The sequence below is a fragment of the Lysinibacillus sp. C5.1 genome (genome assembly GCF_016350185.1).
In the GTDB taxonomy this organism is placed as follows: domain Bacteria; phylum Bacillota; class Bacilli; order Bacillales_A; family Planococcaceae; genus Lysinibacillus; species Lysinibacillus sphaericus.
The window spans coordinates 3,469,799-3,487,652 of record NZ_CP066226.1; the positions used below are offsets into that span (position 1 = coordinate 3,469,799).

Consider the following 17,854-nt stretch of genomic DNA (forward strand, 5'->3'; position numbering starts at 1 on the left):
ACCCGATGGTTGCTGCCTTAATTTTTAGCGTTCCACAATAAATGCAGATGTACGGTTGACGTAAGAACTTCCCTTAAAGTAATAAACAGTACGTATTCGATATGAACCTGCTTTTCGCCCTGTAAGTGACCAATTGAAGCATGAAGAATATGAAAAATATCCCGTATGATGATCAACATTTGTCCAAGATGAACCATCCCAATACTGTAAATAGGCAGTGTATTCCAGTCTTGTTCCTTGTGCCGTACCGTCTTTGTATCCGTGACAGAATTCAATATACGTTGACCAACTAACGTATTTATCTACGTCCGTAGAACCATTGATGATAGCGAGAAAGTTCTTCTCCTGTTCTACTTTGTCAAAATATGAAGCCATTCATAAAACCCCCTAGTTTTTTAATGTTAACGGCTTAGTTACCGTCATTATTACTTGTGAAAAAAAATCGCTTTATTGTGACATTGACCATAAAAAAATAAGACACCAAAGTTGGGTAGTGAAACGTGAACAACTTAAGCAAAAGTTTAATTGATTTTAATAATATTTAGGATAAGTTTCCAACCCTGGAGCCACAAGGACTTCAGATGTTTATTGAAGCTTTTTTCCTGAGAAACGTCGAGAATCAGTAACATGTACTGTTTCCCATATTGATAGCTCTCATAGCGCATAATAAAAGCCCTCCAAAATCATCTGTGGAAGGCCTAAAACGCTAAGCATTTGCTTGCGCTTCGTTTACAACAGTGTTTTTTTGCTCATCTGCTTCAGCGTACTGATAAGCTGAACGATTGATTAAAATTTCATTGTTTATCAGAACAAAAGCCTTTTTGTTAATATCGGTCGTTAATATATCAAACATCTTATCTGTGTCACTTTCTGATGTGTAGGGTAATGTGTTTCTAACCTTTATTGTCACGTTCAGTGTTTCTGTTTTTTCTAATGCTTTAATATTAGCCACTACCATTACTAAATGTTTTGACATACTCTTCTTTCTAATTTTTGCTGCCATTTAAGTATTTGTTTAAAAATAGTAGCGACAGACTCTAAATTTACCTCTGTAGTCAATACGTTTTGACCGTCCATCGTGACAATTATATATTTCTCCAATTTTTATCCACTCCTTTTATTAAGATAAAGTAATGCCTAAATCAGCTCCATACTTTTAAATACAAAAAGCTTTAGGTTGTTGGAACTCTTTGTTATTTCTAACCCTGGTGTATTTGTAGATACAGAGTTTCCCCCTCAACCTAACCCCACAACATTTGCATTGCTAAAATCCACCGTTCCATTAAATGACGCGGCCTGCTATACGATGCCATTCCAAGCGCTTAATTGAATCGTTCCGTTTGCACCACCAACAGAAGTCATATCGCTAAAGTGGAGCTTGTTGCCCATATAAATATCTCTGTTTATATTTATATCTGTAGCGCCTGATATACTACCATTACTGCATCATTAAGGTTTATTTTATGAGCATCAATAGTTACTGAGTAAGGATCTTTTCATAAATTGAATTATCAAAGTTTTTTGCGTGCATGACACCGGAATTTCATTTCTTAAAACTTAATTATTGTACTTATTATTTCTTTTTTGCTTCTATATCTTTAGTGCTTACGAACACATTACCCTTCTTCTCAAAAACAATACCATTACATTCTACTGGTCTTTGGCATCTATCAAGTATTTCATAGAACTCTTTTGAAGAACATTCATCACCGTTCACTTTAAAAGTACTACCTTCCCATACCATGAAATAGGCATCTGCCGTTTTTACAACTATGTCATCCTTTTCTTTTTCATATTGTAAATAATAAATATAATCTATTAACTCCTATTCATGTTTCAAAATTTGATATTGTCTTTCCCTAGTCATAAGCCACACCTACAGCGATTTACCACATCCATAATTTAGACGTACATTAATATCTAGCATTTGGTAGTAGCTTTTTTAATTTCATTATACTAAGGTTGGTGTTTTTCTATTTTATTATAAATAATACGGACATAACTTACTGTTCCATCCTAAATATTACATTAAATAAAAAGCACTTATTTTTCCGTACATTAAAATAACAATTATCCCCATATCAAACAACGTAAACACTATTAATATATTAACAATCAAATATCAGTTATTTACTATTCAAGCAAGGTGTAAAATAGAACAAAATACCAAAAAATATATTTTATTTTTATACGATAGCATTTCTTAAAACATATTTAAATCAACCTTCCTACTCCTTATTATTCTTTTACTACCTCAATTCTAAACTTACTTTTTTGTGAAATAATAACAGTTGTAAAATTAACAATTTTAATAAAAATACGTCTTGTACTTTCAAAAAAAATAGAATAATATGGATTTCGGAAGGTGGTTCGCCATCATTCAAGCAATAACAATTATTTCAAAGGGGTTGGAAATATGTCAGACGTTCTAAAGCAATTTGTAATGCCAAAAACAAACTTATTTGGACCTGGAGCAATTCAAGAAGTTGGTAAGCGCTTAAATGATTTAGAAGTGAAGAAGACATTAATCGTAACAGATGAGGGCTTACACAAGTTAGGTCTCTCAGAACAAATTGCTAACATCATCACAGCAGCTGGAATTGATGTTGCAATTTTCCCTAAAGCAGAACCAAATCCAACAGATCAAAACATTGAAGATGGAATTGCTGTTTATCATGCCGAAAACTGTGATTCTATCGTATCGCTTGGAGGCGGTAGTGCACATGATGCAGCAAAAGGTATCGGACTTATTGCTTCGAATGGTGGACGCATTCATGATTATGAAGGCGTTGACAAATCAGAAAACCCACTGGTGCCATTAATCGCGATTAATACAACTGCTGGTACAGCAAGCGAAATGACACGTTTTACAATCATCACAGATACTGCTCGAAAAGTAAAAATGGCGATTGTTGACAAACATGTGACACCACTTGTATCCATTAATGACCCAGAGTTAATGATTGGCTTACCTCCAGCTCTAACAGCTGCAACTGGTGTAGATGCATTAACACATGCAATCGAATCGTTTGTATCGACTAATGCAACACCAATTACTGATGCATGTGCTGAAAAAGTACTTCAGCTAGTTCCTGAATTTTTACCTCGTGCCTACGCAAATGGTGCTGATTTAGAAGCACGTGAGCAAATGGTGTATGCACAATTTTTAGCGGGTATGGCATTTAATAATGCTTCACTTGGCTATGTACATGCGATTGCTCATCAATTAGGTGGCTTCTACAACTTACCACACGGTGTATGTAATGCGATTTTACTACCACATGTTTGCCGCTTCAACTTAACAGCACGTACTGAGCGGTTTGCTCGAATCGCTGAGTTATTAGGTGAAAATGTTGAAGGGATTAGCAAACGTGATGCTGCTGAAAAAGCAATTACTGCCATTGAAAAATTATCAAAAGATTTAAATATCCCAAGTGGCTTCCGTGCGTTAGGTGCGAAGGATGAAGATATTGAAATTTTAGCTAAAAATGCAATGCTAGACGTTTGTGCAGCAACGAATCCTCGTAAAGCAACATTAGAGGACATTAAACAAATTATTACTGCTGCAATGGGACCTGTAGGGAAACCAACAGAGTCACTTGAAGCGGTTGCACTGTCTTAAAATATTAATAACAATGGCGTGTCTCCTTGGGGCATGCCTTTTTCTGTGGAACAAAAAACATTCCCCTGTTGTATGTGTGCCTAGTGACAGCTATACTTTTCTTAAAAAGATATGGGGGAAACATATGCGTTTAATTTCCATTTGTCCAAGCAACACAGAGCTTGTTGCTTACTTAGGATTGACCCATCAACTTGTAGGTGTTGATGATTTTTCAGATTGGCCTTCATCTGTGCAGGCATTACCAAAGCTTGGTCCCGATTTATCAATTGATATGGATGCATTAGAAGCATTGCAGCCCGACTTAGTACTTGCCTCATTAAGTGTACCAGGCATGGAAAAAAATATAGAGGCATTACAGGAAAGGAACATTCCCCACATTGTTTTTAATGCCAACTCGTTAAACGAAATTGCGCAAGATCTTCTAACACTAGGTGCTGCTTGTGGCGTAACGGAGCACGCCCAAAAAGTTGCAACGGAATATTTACAATTTATTGCCCAGCTTCAAGCGGTGGCACAAACGGTTTCCACTCACCCTACTTTATATTGGGAATGGTGGCCAAATCCTATTTTCACACCTGGTCAAGTTAATTGGTTAACCGAAATTAGCAAACTTGCTGGAGGACAAAATTTATTTCACGATTTCGAGTTAGCGAATGTCCAAACAGAGTGGGAAGAAATTGTTCGACGTAATCCAGATTATATACTGATGGCGTGGGTAGGTGTTGCCTATGAGCGAATTAAACCAGCTCATTTATTAAAGCGACCAGGTGCTAACGAGCTACAAGCGGTTCAAATGCAACAGGTGTACGTAATGGAGGAATGGTTGTATTGCCGTCCATCCCCTCGATTAGTGGAAGGTGCACTTAAACTTGCTCAACTGCTACACCCTGAAAGCTATCAGCAAATCACTCTACCTAATTTCTTACAATGTTAAAACAAAAACCTCCCTCGAAGTGATCCATTCGAAGGGAGGTTGAATTGGTGAAAATTGTTTGAGTGCCTGACACCTAAACAAATTTGACCATATGGTATTTTTTCTTGCCGCGACGTACAATGCTAAAGGCATCTTCTAAACGGTCTTTTGCATCGACGTTGTATTCTAAATCTGTGATTTTTTCACCGTTTATGCTAATGGCACCGTTTGTCACATCTTCACGAGCTTGACGTTTTGAAGATGAAATCCCTGCTTCCACAAGTAAATCTACGATATTTTTTGCCTCTTTAGCCATTTCAATAGAAGGAACATCTTTAAATGCATCCTTCATTTCCTGTGCTGAAAGTGCTTTTAAATCGCCAGAGAATAATGCAGCCGTAATGCGAATAGCTTGGTCTAGCGCTTCCTGACCATGGATTAAGCGTGTCATTTCCTCCGCTAAAGCTTTTTGTGCCTTACGTAAATGAGGTTCCTCTTCCACAGACACAGCTAATGCTTCAATCTCTTCACGTGTTAAGAACGTAAAGATTTTTAAGTATTTAATAACATCCGCATCCGCAGCATTAATCCAGAATTGGTAGAATTCGTACGGAGATGTTTTTTTGCTATCTAACCATACAGCACCACCAGCTGTTTTACCGAATTTTGTACCATCCGCTTTTGTTACTAACGGAATTGTAATACCAAATGCTTTTGTTTCTTCTTCATGTGTTTTACGTATAACTTCTAAACCAGTTGTAATATTGCCCCACTGATCAGAGCCACCCACTTGAATGCGACAATTGTAATTGTTGTACAAGTGATTGTAATCAATACCTTGAATTAATGTATAAGCAAATTCCGTAAATGAGATACCTGTATCAAGACGTGAAGCAATTGTATCTTTTGCTAACATGTAATTAACATTGATTAATTTCCCGTAATCACGTAAAAATTCAATTGTACTAATATCCCCAATCCAATCACGGTTATTAACAAGTTGCGCGCCATTTCCATCTTGTGCAAATTCAAATATACGCTCTAATTGTCCACGAATGGCTTGCACGTTTTTGTCAATTTGCTCCACTGTTTGAAGCTGACGTTCTTCAGAGCGTCCAGAAGGGTCCCCGATCATTCCTGTTGCTCCACCAACAAGTAAAATTGGACGGTGGCCAGCTTTTTGGAAGCGACGAAGCGTTAATAAAGGGACGATGTGACCGATGTGCATTGAGTCAGCGGTTGGGTCTACCCCACAGTATAGAGAAACAGACTGTTCTGCTAGAAGTTTTGCCATACCTTCAGCATCCGTTTGTTGGTACAACAATCCACGCCATTCTAAATCTTGTAATAATTCGTTTGTCATTGTTTCTTCCTCCTAAATTGTCATCTTTTAGCGTGTAGAAACAAAAAAGTCCCTACACGCAACAAATTGCATGCAGGGACGTTAATAACTAACGCGGTACCACCCAGCTTGAAGATGTCATCCATCTTCCTCTTCATTCAGCCGCCTTTATCGCAGGCGCGCACGTCTAAGCTCCAAGTACGTAATTCGTCTCTACATTATGACCAGCTTTCACCAACCGCTGGCTCTCTAAACAGGGAATATAGATACTACTGCAAACTCTTCATCACTAGAAAACTATAAGCATTATTCTATACGATTCTGTTTCAATGTCAATAACTATGTTCGAGACAATTCATTATATGCTATAATAAACAAGATTTTAGGAGGTCGATACCTTGAAGGATTGGATTGAGAAAATCAATGTAAAGATCGATGCATTTCTCGAACAAAAATGGATGAAGACATTACGTATTTCAGGCAGCGTCGTCTGGAACTTATTTTTACTATTTTTAGTCTTTGCATTGGTAGGCACTGTATTTGTTGGTTCTGTTGGCGCCGGCTATTTTGCCTCACTTGTACAAGAAGAACCTTTACGTTCGAAAGAAGAGTTACGAAACCTTATCTTCAACTATGAGGAAACAAGTGAAATTTATTTTGCCAACGATATTTATATGGGAAAATTGCGTACAGATTTAGAACGTCGTGAAACGTCTCTTAGCGCAGTAGCGCCTGACTTAATTAATGCAGTACTCGCAACGGAAGATGAATATTTCCGTGAACATAATGGGATTGTTCCAAAAGCTGTTATTCGAGGATTGCTGCAAGACGTTACAAACTCTGCCACACAGACAGGTGGCTCTACATTAACACAACAACTTATTAAAAACCAAGTGTTAACAAATGAAGTTTCCTATGAGCGAAAAGCGAAGGAACTGCTACTTGCCATGCGCTTAGAGCACTTTATGACAAAGGAAGAAATATTAGAGGCATACTTAAATATTATTCCTTATGGTCGAAATGCAACAGGGCGTAATATCGCAGGTATTGAAACAGCAGCTGAAGGTATTTTTAATGTGAAAGCAAAGGATTTAACGCTTCCTCAAGCCGCTTACATAGCTGGTATTCCTCAGGCACCGTATACTTACACACCATTTACAAATACAGGTGTGCTAAAAAGTGAAGAAGCATTAAAATTAGGCATCGATCGTATGAAAACGGTGCTCTACCGCATGAATGAAGCTGGCTACATTAATGAAAAACAGTATGAAGATGCGCTCGCATATGACATTACAGCAGACTTCCGTACACCAGAAGCACGTCCAGAGGATCGTTATCCATGGTTAACGTTTGAGCTAGAGGAACGAGCAAAAGAAATTATTGCTGAAAAACTAGCCAATGAAGATGGTATTGATTCAGAACGTTTAAAAACGGAAGAAAAATTACAAGAAAAATATTCGATTTTGGCAGACCGAGACATTCGTTCAAAAGGTTATCGTATTTATTCCACTATCAACAAGGATATGTTTGATGCTATGCAAAAAGCAGCCGATAATTTTAAATACTACGGTCAGACATATACGGGTAAAGGCAAAGATCCTGTAACAGGTGAGGAAATCGATGTGCAAATGCCTGTTCAAGTTGGTAGTATTTTAATCGAAAATAGCTCAGGTCGAATTTTAAGCTTCCTAGGTGGTCGTGATTTTAAAATAAATCAATTAAACCACGCTACTAAAGCTTACCGCTCGAACGGTTCAACTATGAAACCACTACTTGTCTATGCCCCAGCCATTGAATATGGCGTAATTGGTGCAGGAAGTCCATTAGTTGACGTCAAGTTCTCTATTGGCGATTGGAGTCCAACGAACTATTTGACGAACGATGAGCGTGGTCTTATTCCAGCACGTGAAGCGTTAGCTGACTCAACAAACATTTCAGCGCTACGCTTATACTATGATATTTTAAATAGACGTCCCGCTGAATTTTTAGCAAAAATGGACTTCTCACAATTAAAACCTGAAGACTATACAAATCCTTCAACAGGGATTGGTGCTTTACAAATAGGTACAACTGTTGAAGAAAATACAAATGCATTTGCAACTTTTGCAAACGGTGGTCAATTTATCGATGCTTATATGATTGAAAAAATCGAAGACCAAGATGGAAATCTTATTTACCAACATAAAGTTGAACCTGTACAAGTGTTTAGCCCTGAGACTTCTTATATCGTAACGGATATGTTACGAGATGTTTTAACAAAAGGAACAGGTACAGTTGCAAAAAATACATTAAAATTCTCTTCTGATTTTGCAGCTAAAACAGGTACTTCCCAAAAATATAACGATGTCTGGTTAGTAGGCTATAATCCAAATGTTTCACTTGGTGTATGGATGGGCTACGATAAACAACGCTCACTTAATGCCTTTAATAATACGTATTTACAACCAAGTGTACGTATTAACAAGCTATGGGGTACTTTAATGAATTCTATGTATGATGTAGATCCTAAATTAATTGATGCTCCTTCAAACTTTAAGGCACCAAAAAATGTTGTGACTGCTTCATTCTGTGGTATTTCTGGTCTAGCACCTTCTTCCGCTTGTGCAAATGCAGGATTGGTACGCTCAGATTTATTTAACGCGAAAGTATTTTTACCGTCACGACCTGATGATAGCCTCGCTTCATCAAGCGTCGTAACAATTAAAGGTAAAACGTATAATGCACATCCAAACACACCAGCAGAATTTGTAAAATCTAGTGGTGCTGGTATTAACCAAGCCTTTATTAAACGGATGTTAGGTAGACTGGGTGGGAACCCTGCAAGCCTACTTCCTAAAAATTCATCACTATCAAGTTCATCTGTATCAGCTGTCGACTTCCCAGCAGATGGTAGTCCGCCAGCGGCTGTAACAGCATCCATTTCAGGCAATACACTATCTTGGAGTGGCTCATCTAATGATGTGGTAGGCTATCGAATTTATAATGTAACAAATGGTGGTAACACACTAATTACTTCGGTGCTAGAAGCAACGCAAAGTATAACCGTTGCAAGCGGACAAGCGTATGTAGTTGTAGCAGTTGATATTACTGGTTTAACTTCACCACAGTCAAATGTTGCGTCAACAGGTGGCAGTGAGACAAAACCAGAAGAAGAGGACAAAGGCGAACAACCAACGACGCCAGACGTTCCTATTCCACCAGTCAATGGGAATAACGGCAATGGTTCTGGCAATAATGGCTCTGGTGGCAATGGTTCTGGCTCTAACGGCAACGGGTCTAGTGGCAATGGCTCTGGCTCTAGCGGCAACGGGTCTAGTGGCAATGGCTCTGGCTCTAGTGGCAACGGCTCTAATGGTAACAATGGTTCCGGCTCTAGTGGCAACGGCTCTAACAATGGCTCTGGCTCTACTGGAGGAAATAACGGAGAGACGACACCACCTACAGAACCACCTACAGAATAATCATTTAGGCTTACTACATTGAAATTTCAATTGTAGTAAGCCTATTTTTTTGTCATTATTAAGAGGACTACTAAACAAAGGGGTAGATAACATGAACATTCTAGTTTTAGGGGGCACACGCTTTTTCGGTAAAAAATTGGTGGAGCTTTGCCTTGAGAATAACCATGACGTTACGATTTTAACTCGCGGTCAAAGTGGCAATCCTTTTGGAGCACAAGTTCAACAGCTTTCGGTTGATCGCAATGATGTTGAAGGATTGACAAAAGCACTCGCTACTACAACATGGGATATCGTCTACGATAATATTTGTTACTCTCCAAATGAAGCCCAGAAAATTGCGCAGATATTACAAAATAAAACTAAAAAGCTCGTCTTTACCTCAACGCTCTCGACGTATGAAGCAGATGGAAAGATGAAATCTGAAACTGATTTTAATCCGTATGACTACGAGATTCGTATGGGCGATAGAGATGATTTCACATACGGTGAAGGCAAACGGCAAGCAGAAGCTGTCCTTTTTAAAGAAGCAACATTTCCAGTTGTCGCTGTACGTTTCCCAATTGTCCTTGGTGAGCATGACTATACTCGTCGGTTACATTTCCATGTTGAGCGCATTTTAAATGGGCAACCAATATCCATGCCAAATATTGAAGCAAAAATGAGTTATATTACCGACGATGAAGCAGCAGCATTTTTATATTTTGCTGGAACTGCACCGATTGAAGGTCCGTATAACGCCACAGCAACAGGTACTATTTCCTTACAGGCATTACTTGCACTTATTGAGCAGGAAACAGGAAAACAAGCCAAAGTATCACTTATTGGCGGTGATGAAACATCACAATCACCTTATGGCATTCCAACACATTGGTATATGTCGAATGCAAAAGCAGAAGCAGCAGACTTTAAATTCAGCCATTTAAACGATTGGCTTCCGAGTCTTGTTACGACATTAGTGAAACAACTCCAATAAAATATCGCTCCACTTGCTAGTGAATCGCTAGGAAAACTTCCAGAAAACAACCGCCATAAAACGGATAGCAAAGCAAAAAAGTGTTAGATTGATTGCAGTCAACCTAACACTTTTTTCGTTTTATCTATAGTAGTTTACAAGCCAACGATAGATTATCGTAAAATTGTTTTTAAAATTTGTACAGCTTCGTCAATCTCTGCTTTAGTCACTGTAAGCGGTGGTAAAAGTCGAATGACATTTGGGCCTGCGCCTACCAGTAGTAACCCCTTTTCCTCCGCTGCTGTAATATAAGGCGCTACTTCCGCTTCACCGCAACCGATTCCAAGTAATAATCCTTGCCCTTGTACCGTATAACTTGTTGGTAAATTGGCTTGCAATTGCTTCACAAAATATGAAGATAAGTCTTGCACATTTTCTAAAAAACTTGGCTCAAATACATAATCAAGGACCGTTTCCGCAACATGCATTGCTAATGGATTCCCACCAAATGTTGTACCATGCGTCCCTGGACCGAATGTGTCATAGAACTCTGCTGTACCTAACATTCCTCCCACTGGGAATCCTCCGCCTAAGCCTTTTGCTAATGTCACAATATTTGGTTGTAACACGGTTTGCTCATATGCATAGCGCGTCCCTGTTCTTCCAATACCAGTTTGCACCTCATCGACAATTAATAAAACACCTTTGTCTTCGCAAATTTTGGCGATAGCAGCTGCAAATTCAGGCGTTACACTATTAACACCACCCTCACCTTGAATCATCTCCAGCATAATGGCTGCAACTGAATCGTCAACGGTTGCCTCAAGTGTCGCTACATCATTGAATGGAAGTGTTGTAAATTTATCGACAAGTGGTCCAAATCCATTATGTACCTTACCTTGACCAGTTGCTGACATTGCGCCAAACGTGCGACCGTGGAATGATTTTTCAAAAGTAATGATATGATGTTTTCCAGTATGCTTACGTGCTAGTTTGATGGCCGCTTCATTAGCTTCAGCACCACTATTACAGAAAAACGCATACTTCAAATGTGTATCTGCCACTAATTTTTGGGCAACTTTTTCTTGCCCAGGTATATCAAATAAATTCGATATATGCCAAAGTTTTTCACTTTGTTCTTGAATCGCTTTGACAATAGCAGGATGTGCATGCCCAAGACTAACAACAGCAATGCCGCTTGTGAAATCTAAATACTTTTTGCCACTAGCATCTTCCACAACAGTTCCTTGCCCTTTTACGATTTGTGCACGACGTTTGCCATAGTTTCCAAATAAAGCACTCATTCTATCAGCTCCCCAAGTTATTTTTTAGGACGTCATCTCCACAACATGACGTCCATCCCTTCCCCTTACGGCAAAATCGTTGTACCTACTAATGTATCTCCAACAATCTGCACTGATGGAATTCCTGCATTTAGACAATCGAGTGCCCCTTGCACTTTTGGAATCATCCCACCGTAAATATGACCTTCCTCAATCCACTGTGTTATTAATGAAGGCGTTACTTCTGTTTGATAGTCGCCTTGAATACGAATACCGGAGACATCCGTAACAAGAAGTAAACTCTCCGCTCCCACAGCGAGAGCTACTTCACTCGCCACAGTGTCTCCGTTAATATTAAGCGCTTGACCCTCTAGATTCGCCCCAACACACGCGATGACTGGCACAATTCCAGCAGCAATTAATGCTTCTAACAGCGATGTGTTCACGGATTGTATCTCACCCACAAAGCCGTATATGTCCTTGTCTAAAAAGTCTGCTACAAGTAATTGCCCATCAAAGCCATTTAAACCGACTGCCGCAATCCCCGCTGTTGTTAACTCGTGTACTAGCGCAGGATTAACATTCCCGATTAATGTAGACTGGACAACATCCATTGCTGCTTCACTCGTTACGCGAATACCATTTAATGTATGAGATTCAATATCTCGTGCAGCTAGCTCCCGATTAATAGCAGGGCCGCCGCCATGTGTAATAATAAGTTCAACGCCACTCTCTTGTAGCTTTTTAAAATTGTCAAAAAAATCGTCATTTAAGCCTTCAAGCGTACTACCACCTAGCTTAATCACCATGCGTTTACGAGCGGTATGATGCATTGATTTGAACATAGTCATACGTTAAGTCACATCCCCAAGCATGCCCTTTGCCTTCACCTATGCCAAGTGACACGTGAATTTTAACTTCATGCATTTTTAAAATTTGGATTAATTCATCTTCTGAAAAGGCAATTGGCTCTCCGTTTTCAACCATTGTTGCGCCACCAATTTGAATGGTAATTTTGTCAGGGTCAACTGTCGCGCCACTATAGCCAACCGCTGCAATAATACGTCCCCAGTTCGCATCGCAACCAAATACAGCTGTTTTGACAAGTGGCGACCCAACTACTGTTTTCGCGATTTTACGTGCCTCGTCATCTGAAATAGCACCTTCTACTTCCACCTCAATTAGTTTCGTTGCACCTTCTCCATCTTTTGCAATCATTTTGGCTAAGTCTTGTGCCACGGTTTTTAAGGTATAGTAGAAGTTATGCCAATCAGGGTGTGCTGATGTTAAAGAATTATTGCCAGCTACACCGTTTGCCATCACGACGACCGTATCATTTGTCGATGTATCGCCATCCACTGTAATGGCATTAAATGTTAGGTTCGTAATATCTGATAAAGCTGCTTGTAATACATGCGATTCAATATTCGCATCTGTTGTAATAAAACCTAGCATTGTTGCCATATTAGGTTCAATCATTCCCGAACCTTTCGCTACACCTGCAATAATAATCTCTTTGCCATCAATGATTGTGCTATAGCTTGTATTTTTCATAACAGTATCAGTTGTCATAATGGCCTGTGCAAAATCAATTGCACTCTCTAAGCAATCTTTTGGTTGTAGTTGCGATATCCCGCTAGCTACTGGCTCCATATTCATAATTTCACCAATTACACCCGTTGAGCACACACCAACTAAATTTGCTGCAATCCCTAACTTTTCAGCGGTTAAAGCTTGCATTGTTTGCGCATCCTTTACACCTTGCTTACCTGTACAAGCATTCGCATTACCGGAGTTGACAATCATTGCTTGCATTTTTTTTGTTGAGTAAACAACTTCTTTCGTTACTTTTAATGGTGCTGCCTGAACCGCATTTGTAGTAAATACGCCAGCTACACTTGCTGGTACGTCACTAACTAAAATAGCTAAATCTTTTTTCTTATGCTTTAATCCACAATGTAACCCCGCTGCTTTAAACCCTTTGGGCGATACAATGTTTTTACTTGATAATTTTTTCATAACGTTTGTTGACGCTGTTAATGTCATAAACTAATTCCTCCTTAGTTTCAAGAGTGACTGGTGACTGGCACCAAAACAATTCTAAATATTCAAAATCGTTTAGGTGACTGGCACTTAAATGAACAATGGCACGACATCTAGGCCTGTTGTTTGTGGTAAATCCAATTGTACATTCATATTTTGAATCGCTTGCCCAGCAGCACCTTTAACTAAATTATCAATAACTGCAACAATGGTTGCTCGATTTGTACGGCTATCAACTTTTACGAAAATATCACAATAGTTAGAGCCCTTCACACGATTTGTAGTAAGGCTATTCATATCTGTTATCACTCGGACAAATGGATGTTTTTCATATGTTGTTTGTAGGCAAGTCACTAATTGTTCCTCAGTAATGCCAGGCATTACTGGTGCATACGCTGTCGATAAAATACCACGTGTCATTGGAACTAAATGTGTATTAAAAGTAATAGTCGTCTCCACATTGGCAAACATTGAAATGGCTTGCTCAATTTCTGGAATATGTTGATGTGTATTTGTTTTATAAATGGAGAAGCTTTCGTTCACTTCACTAAAGTGCGTTGTTTGCGATGGTTTATTGCCAGCACCAGAAATACCACTTTTCGCATCAATAACGAGATAATTCGGGTCGATCAATTGCGCTTTTAATAAAGGTAATAACGACAGCAGAACAGCTGTTGGATAGCATCCTGGATTCGCAATAAGAGAGGCATTTTTGACATTATGCGCATTCCACTCTGTTAAGCCATAAACACTTTGCTCAATAATTTCTAGTGGTGCTGCCTTTTTCCCGTACCATTGTTCATAGCTTGCTGGATTCTTTAAACGAAAATCACCTGATAAATCAATTAACTTCGGACCTTTTCCAACTAAAGGTGGTAATAACTCACTTGTCACACCCGAAGGCGTACTTGCAAATACGACATCCAATTTCGATAATGCTTCATAATCTATTTTTTGCAATGGCGAATCTATAATTGTTACTAAATGTCCGAACTTCGAAGAAAAAACGACACCTTCTTCAGAAGATGTAAATAAATCTATCTGTTCAACAACTGGATGATTATGTAAAAAACGAATTAATTCTAACCCTCCATAACCTGTTGCACCAACAATTCCTACTTTCATTCTACTCACCTCTAAAATAAGTTAAAAATAGTATACGTCTGCATAAATATTAAGTCAAATGAATTTTTATTTAATCCTAGTATTTTCTTAATCTTCTGTTATAAATTACAGGAATACAGAATGGTTACGATAAATTCAGAAAAAAGAAGGTAGGAACTCTTTCATAGTCGAATGAATTCCTACCCTCTATATGTTTTCTGATTGAATAAAAATAAATTGCCTATTGCCCCTTCTTAATCTTCCATCGTCGAAAGATCACCAGTTGGTAAATTTAACTCCCATGCCTTCAACACACGTCGCATAATTTTACCACTTCTTGTTTTCGGTAGCTTTTCCTTAAACTCAATTTCACGCGGGGCCGCATGAGCTGATAATCCCCTTTTGACAAACTCGCGAATATTCTCAATTAAAGCATCTGATGGTTCAACACCTTCACGCAAAGATACAAATGCCTTAATAATTTCTCCACGAACAGGGTCTGGTTTTCCAATTACACCTGCTTCGATGACATCTGGATGTTCTAGTAGCTTGCTTTCTACTTCGAATGGTCCTACACGTTCTCCAGCTGTCATAATGACATCATCTACTCGACCTTGGAACCAAAAATACCCTTCATCATCCATATAAGCTGAATCGCCCGACACATACCATTCACCTTTTAGGAAGTATGATTCGTATCGCTCAGGATTACCCCAAATTTGACGCATCATCGCAGGCCAACCTCGACGTACCGCTAAATTGCCCATAGTAAATGGTGGTACTTCATTTCCCGCATCATCTACAATTGTCGCATAAACGCCAGGCAATGGTTTGCCCATTGAACCCGGTTTAATATCCATACTTGGATAGTTACAAATCATATGCGCGCCGGTTTCGGTCATCCACCACGTATCGTGAATACGATGCCCTAATTCGTCACATCCCCAACGTATCACTTCAGGGTTAAGGGGTTCTCCAACAGACAATACATGGCGTAAGGATGATAAATCATAATTTTCTAACATTCCACTACCAGCCCCCATTAACATACGGAAAGCTGTTGGCGCACTATACCAAACTGTAACACTGTAATCCTCGATTGCTTGATACCATGCTTGTGGTGAGAATCGACCACCAACAATCAGCATTGTCACCCCATTTAACCATGGACCAAAAATGCCATAAGATGTCCCCGTTACCCAACCTGGATCAGCTGTACACCAATAAATATCATTGTCGCCTAAATCTAGTACCCATTGTGTAGATTGATAATGCTGAATCATTGCATTATGCACGTGTAACACACCTTTTGGTGCACCTGTCGAGCCAGAAGTATAATGTAAAATCATACCGTCTTCACGGTCCATCCACTCAATATCAAATGTAGCAGCGGCCTCTTTCATACGCTTATTAAAATCTAAAATTTGCGGTGTTTCTTCTATATCAGAACCTATTAAAAATACATGTTGCAAGTTAGGCAGTTTATCTAACGGTACTCGACCCAGTAACTCAGGCGTTGTAACTAACACTTTTGCATCGCTATCTGAAAGACGGTCATATACCGCTCCTTCCATGAATGCTTCGAATAGAGGCCCTACAATAACCCCCATTTTTAATGCGCCTAATAAAGAAAAATAAAGCTCTGGTGAACGCGGCATAAAAATAAATAAGCGATCGCCTTTTTTTAAGTTTGTCGCTGTTTTAAAAACATTGGCAGCCTTGTTTGTCAGCCTTTTCATTTCATTAAAAGAATAGGCTTCTTTGCGTTTTCCATCCGTGTAATACAGTGCAACTTTATTTTTTCTAGCCGTTTCTGTATGGCGATCAATAGCCTCATAAGCCATGTTTACTAATCCTGTTTTATGCCAACTAAATGCCTTTTCTGCCCAATTATGATTCGCTGCTGCCTCCTCATAATTTGGCAAATGATAGTGCCCTGGTATTGCCTTCAATTTCTCCATTGTTTTCATCCCCATGAAATTACCCCTTCCTTTTTTGCTTTAGTCCATTCGTAAGCAAATTTCAAATCGTACTCACGATACCCCTAGCAATTAGGCCTTGACGTACGCGTAGCTGCCTGTCACATCGTTTGCATTTTGCTTGCGTGCAATATAATTTCCCTTGAAGCCTCTTATAAAGGATAAAAAGAGAACCTCCATCCCCATATGGAAAATTAAATTTAATAATGGCAATTGAAACAATTTCGCCATATAAAACAGCTACTGAATGCTATTAAAATTCGCTACTTTCTCCAAAGACAAATACGTTATGTAGCAATTGTTATAGAACAGTTTATGCGCTATAAATATGAACAATGCTTACAATACAACATTCATCTGTTAAATAACAGTTGCAATATACATCTATTTTACACGAATTTTTCAAGAATGTCTCAATATTTTTATTTTTCCGAAAATGTAGTTATATTTCGCAAATTTAAGCGTTTTTCGGCTTTAAATCAGCTATAATGGAATTATTAAACTCAGGTGGTGTAATTATGGAACATAAAAAGACTTTTTTTTCTGTTACAAAGGAGACAAAGCATGGTACTGTTTATGTGGAAGGGCCTGTTCCTCCAGAAAAATTAGCTACGTATACATTCCACGAGGGATTAGTTGCCTTTAGACCTCCTAAACAACAACAGCAAGCCATTATAGAAATCGCAGGGCTTCCTGAAGGTCGCATTATTATCATTCGAAAAGACAACATTATTGTAGGCTACGTCACCTATTTATATCCCGATCCGCTTGAACGTTGGGCAGAGGACCGCATTGATAATATGATTGAGTTAGGAGCCATTGAGGTAATTCCTGACTATCGTGGGACTGGGGCTGGTAAAGCCTTGCTTTCGGTGTCCTTTATGGGGGATGAGATGGAGGATTACCTTGTTATTACAACTGAATATTATTGGCATTGGGACTTAAAAGGGACTGGGTTAAATGTATGGGATTACCGCAAAATGATGGAACGAATGATGAGCTCGGCTGGTTTCGAATATTTTGCTACAGATGATCCTGAAATTACATCGCATCCAGCTAACTGCCTAATGGCTCGGGAAGGCAAACGAGTGCCTCCTGAAACGATGGAAAGATTCGATAGGCTCCGTTTTAGAAATCGCTTCATGTATTAAAACC

At 39.0% G+C, this 17,854-nt stretch carries 13 protein-coding genes and 1 other annotated feature; of the genes, 5 read left to right on the forward strand and 8 right to left on the reverse strand.

Annotation, left to right across the window (positions count from 1 at the left end):
- Window positions 1–24 precede the first annotated feature (24 nt).
- Together I5435_RS16960 and I5435_RS16965 are read right to left on the reverse strand one after the other, a co-directional pair.
- Window positions 25–375 carry a hypothetical protein gene (locus I5435_RS16960; RefSeq protein WP_108029966.1) on the reverse strand — a complete coding sequence of 117 codons (351 nt, stop codon included), beginning with the start codon at window positions 373–375 and terminating at the stop codon, window positions 25–27.
- A gap of 331 nt (window positions 376–706) precedes the next feature.
- Window positions 707–976: a hypothetical protein gene (locus I5435_RS16965; protein WP_337982650.1), complete on the reverse strand. Its 270-nt coding sequence runs from the start codon at window positions 974–976 to the stop codon at window positions 707–709.
- Window positions 977–2,416: 1,440 nt separating this feature from the next.
- Between I5435_RS16965 and I5435_RS16970 the strand changes: the two genes are divergently transcribed.
- Together I5435_RS16970 and I5435_RS16975 are read left to right on the forward strand one after the other, a co-directional pair.
- Window positions 2,417–3,622: an iron-containing alcohol dehydrogenase gene (locus I5435_RS16970; RefSeq protein WP_024363773.1), complete on the forward strand. Its 1,206-nt coding sequence runs from the start codon at window positions 2,417–2,419 to the stop codon at window positions 3,620–3,622.
- 124 nt (window positions 3,623–3,746) lie between these two features.
- A complete protein-coding gene (locus I5435_RS16975) occupies window positions 3,747–4,556 on the forward strand; it encodes a cobalamin-binding protein (RefSeq protein ID WP_108029968.1) in 810 nt (269 codons plus the stop codon).
- A gap of 73 nt (window positions 4,557–4,629) precedes the next feature.
- Here I5435_RS16975 and tyrS read toward each other — a convergent pair whose 3' ends face one another.
- On the reverse strand, window positions 4,630–5,898 hold the full coding sequence (tyrS, locus tag I5435_RS16980) for a tyrosine--tRNA ligase (protein ID WP_025220319.1): 1,269 nt from the start codon (window positions 5,896–5,898) through the stop codon (window positions 4,630–4,632).
- Between the two features lie 71 nt (window positions 5,899–5,969).
- Window positions 5,970–6,173: a binding site (T-box leader), on the reverse strand.
- A 102-nt stretch (window positions 6,174–6,275) separates the two neighbouring features.
- On the opposite strand from tyrS, the gene I5435_RS16985 reads away from it, so the two are divergent.
- Entirely contained in the window at window positions 6,276–9,338 is a 3,063-nt protein-coding gene (locus I5435_RS16985) for a transglycosylase domain-containing protein (RefSeq protein ID WP_337982651.1), read from the forward strand.
- Between the two features lie 91 nt (window positions 9,339–9,429).
- Window positions 9,430–10,311 (forward strand): NAD-dependent epimerase/dehydratase family protein, encoded by an 882-nt coding sequence (locus I5435_RS16990; protein WP_337982652.1) that lies wholly within the window; start codon window positions 9,430–9,432, stop codon window positions 10,309–10,311.
- 152 nt (window positions 10,312–10,463) lie between these two features.
- Here I5435_RS16990 and I5435_RS16995 read toward each other — a convergent pair whose 3' ends face one another.
- From I5435_RS16995 to acsA, 5 genes are all read right to left on the reverse strand, one after another.
- Window positions 10,464–11,594, reverse strand: a complete 1,131-nt coding sequence (locus tag I5435_RS16995) for an acetylornithine transaminase (protein ID WP_337982653.1) — start codon at window positions 11,592–11,594, stop codon at window positions 10,464–10,466.
- A gap of 65 nt (window positions 11,595–11,659) precedes the next feature.
- Window positions 11,660–12,424, reverse strand: coding sequence for an acetylglutamate kinase (gene argB, locus I5435_RS17000; RefSeq protein WP_337982654.1), 765 nt, complete (start codon window positions 12,422–12,424; stop codon window positions 11,660–11,662).
- Entirely contained in the window at window positions 12,387–13,619 is a 1,233-nt protein-coding gene (argJ, locus tag I5435_RS17005; protein WP_337982655.1) for a bifunctional glutamate N-acetyltransferase/amino-acid acetyltransferase ArgJ, read from the reverse strand. The genes argB and argJ overlap by 38 nt, the downstream gene beginning before the upstream one ends.
- Window positions 13,620–13,706: 87 nt before the next feature.
- Complete coding sequence (gene argC / locus I5435_RS17010) at window positions 13,707–14,741, reverse strand: N-acetyl-gamma-glutamyl-phosphate reductase (RefSeq protein ID WP_025220325.1); 1,035 nt, start codon at window positions 14,739–14,741, stop codon at window positions 13,707–13,709.
- A gap of 233 nt (window positions 14,742–14,974) precedes the next feature.
- The gene (gene acsA / locus I5435_RS17015; protein WP_337983878.1) at window positions 14,975–16,690 is read right to left on the reverse strand and encodes an acetate--CoA ligase; all 1,716 of its coding nucleotides are present in this window, start codon (window positions 16,688–16,690) and stop codon (window positions 14,975–14,977) included.
- Between the two features lie 527 nt (window positions 16,691–17,217).
- Here acsA and I5435_RS17020 point away from each other — a divergent pair.
- Window positions 17,218–17,850 carry a GNAT family N-acetyltransferase gene (locus I5435_RS17020; RefSeq protein ID WP_025220327.1) on the forward strand — a complete coding sequence of 211 codons (633 nt, stop codon included), beginning with the start codon at window positions 17,218–17,220 and terminating at the stop codon, window positions 17,848–17,850.
- Window positions 17,851–17,854: the final 4 nt, after the last annotated feature.

What these genes read in the sequence shown, in the direction of transcription:
- I5435_RS16960 (WP_108029966.1), bottom strand. Translation starts at nt 375, where the DNA reads ATGGCTTCATATTTTGACAAAGTAGAACAGGAGAAGAACTTTCTCGCT.
- I5435_RS16965 (WP_337982650.1), bottom strand. Translation starts at nt 976, where the DNA reads ATGTCAAAACATTTAGTAATGGTAGTGGCTAATATTAAAGCATTAGAA.
- I5435_RS16970 (WP_024363773.1), top strand. Translation starts at nt 2,417, where the DNA reads ATGTCAGACGTTCTAAAGCAATTTGTAATGCCAAAAACAAACTTATTT.
- I5435_RS16975 (WP_108029968.1), top strand. Translation starts at nt 3,747, where the DNA reads ATGCGTTTAATTTCCATTTGTCCAAGCAACACAGAGCTTGTTGCTTAC.
- tyrS (WP_025220319.1), bottom strand. Translation starts at nt 5,898, where the DNA reads ATGACAAACGAATTATTACAAGATTTAGAATGGCGTGGATTGTTGTAC.
- I5435_RS16990 (WP_337982652.1), top strand. Translation starts at nt 9,430, where the DNA reads ATGAACATTCTAGTTTTAGGGGGCACACGCTTTTTCGGTAAAAAATTG.
- I5435_RS16995 (WP_337982653.1), bottom strand. Translation starts at nt 11,594, where the DNA reads ATGAGTGCTTTATTTGGAAACTATGGCAAACGTCGTGCACAAATCGTA.
- argB (WP_337982654.1), bottom strand. Translation starts at nt 12,424, where the DNA reads ATGACTATGTTCAAATCAATGCATCATACCGCTCGTAAACGCATGGTG.
- argJ (WP_337982655.1), bottom strand. Translation starts at nt 13,619, where the DNA reads ATGACATTAACAGCGTCAACAAACGTTATGAAAAAATTATCAAGTAAA.
- argC (WP_025220325.1), bottom strand. Translation starts at nt 14,741, where the DNA reads ATGAAAGTAGGAATTGTTGGTGCAACAGGTTATGGAGGGTTAGAATTA.
- acsA (WP_337983878.1), bottom strand. Translation starts at nt 16,690, where the DNA reads ATGAAAACAATGGAGAAATTGAAGGCAATACCAGGGCACTATCATTTG.
- I5435_RS17020 (WP_025220327.1), top strand. Translation starts at nt 17,218, where the DNA reads ATGGAACATAAAAAGACTTTTTTTTCTGTTACAAAGGAGACAAAGCAT.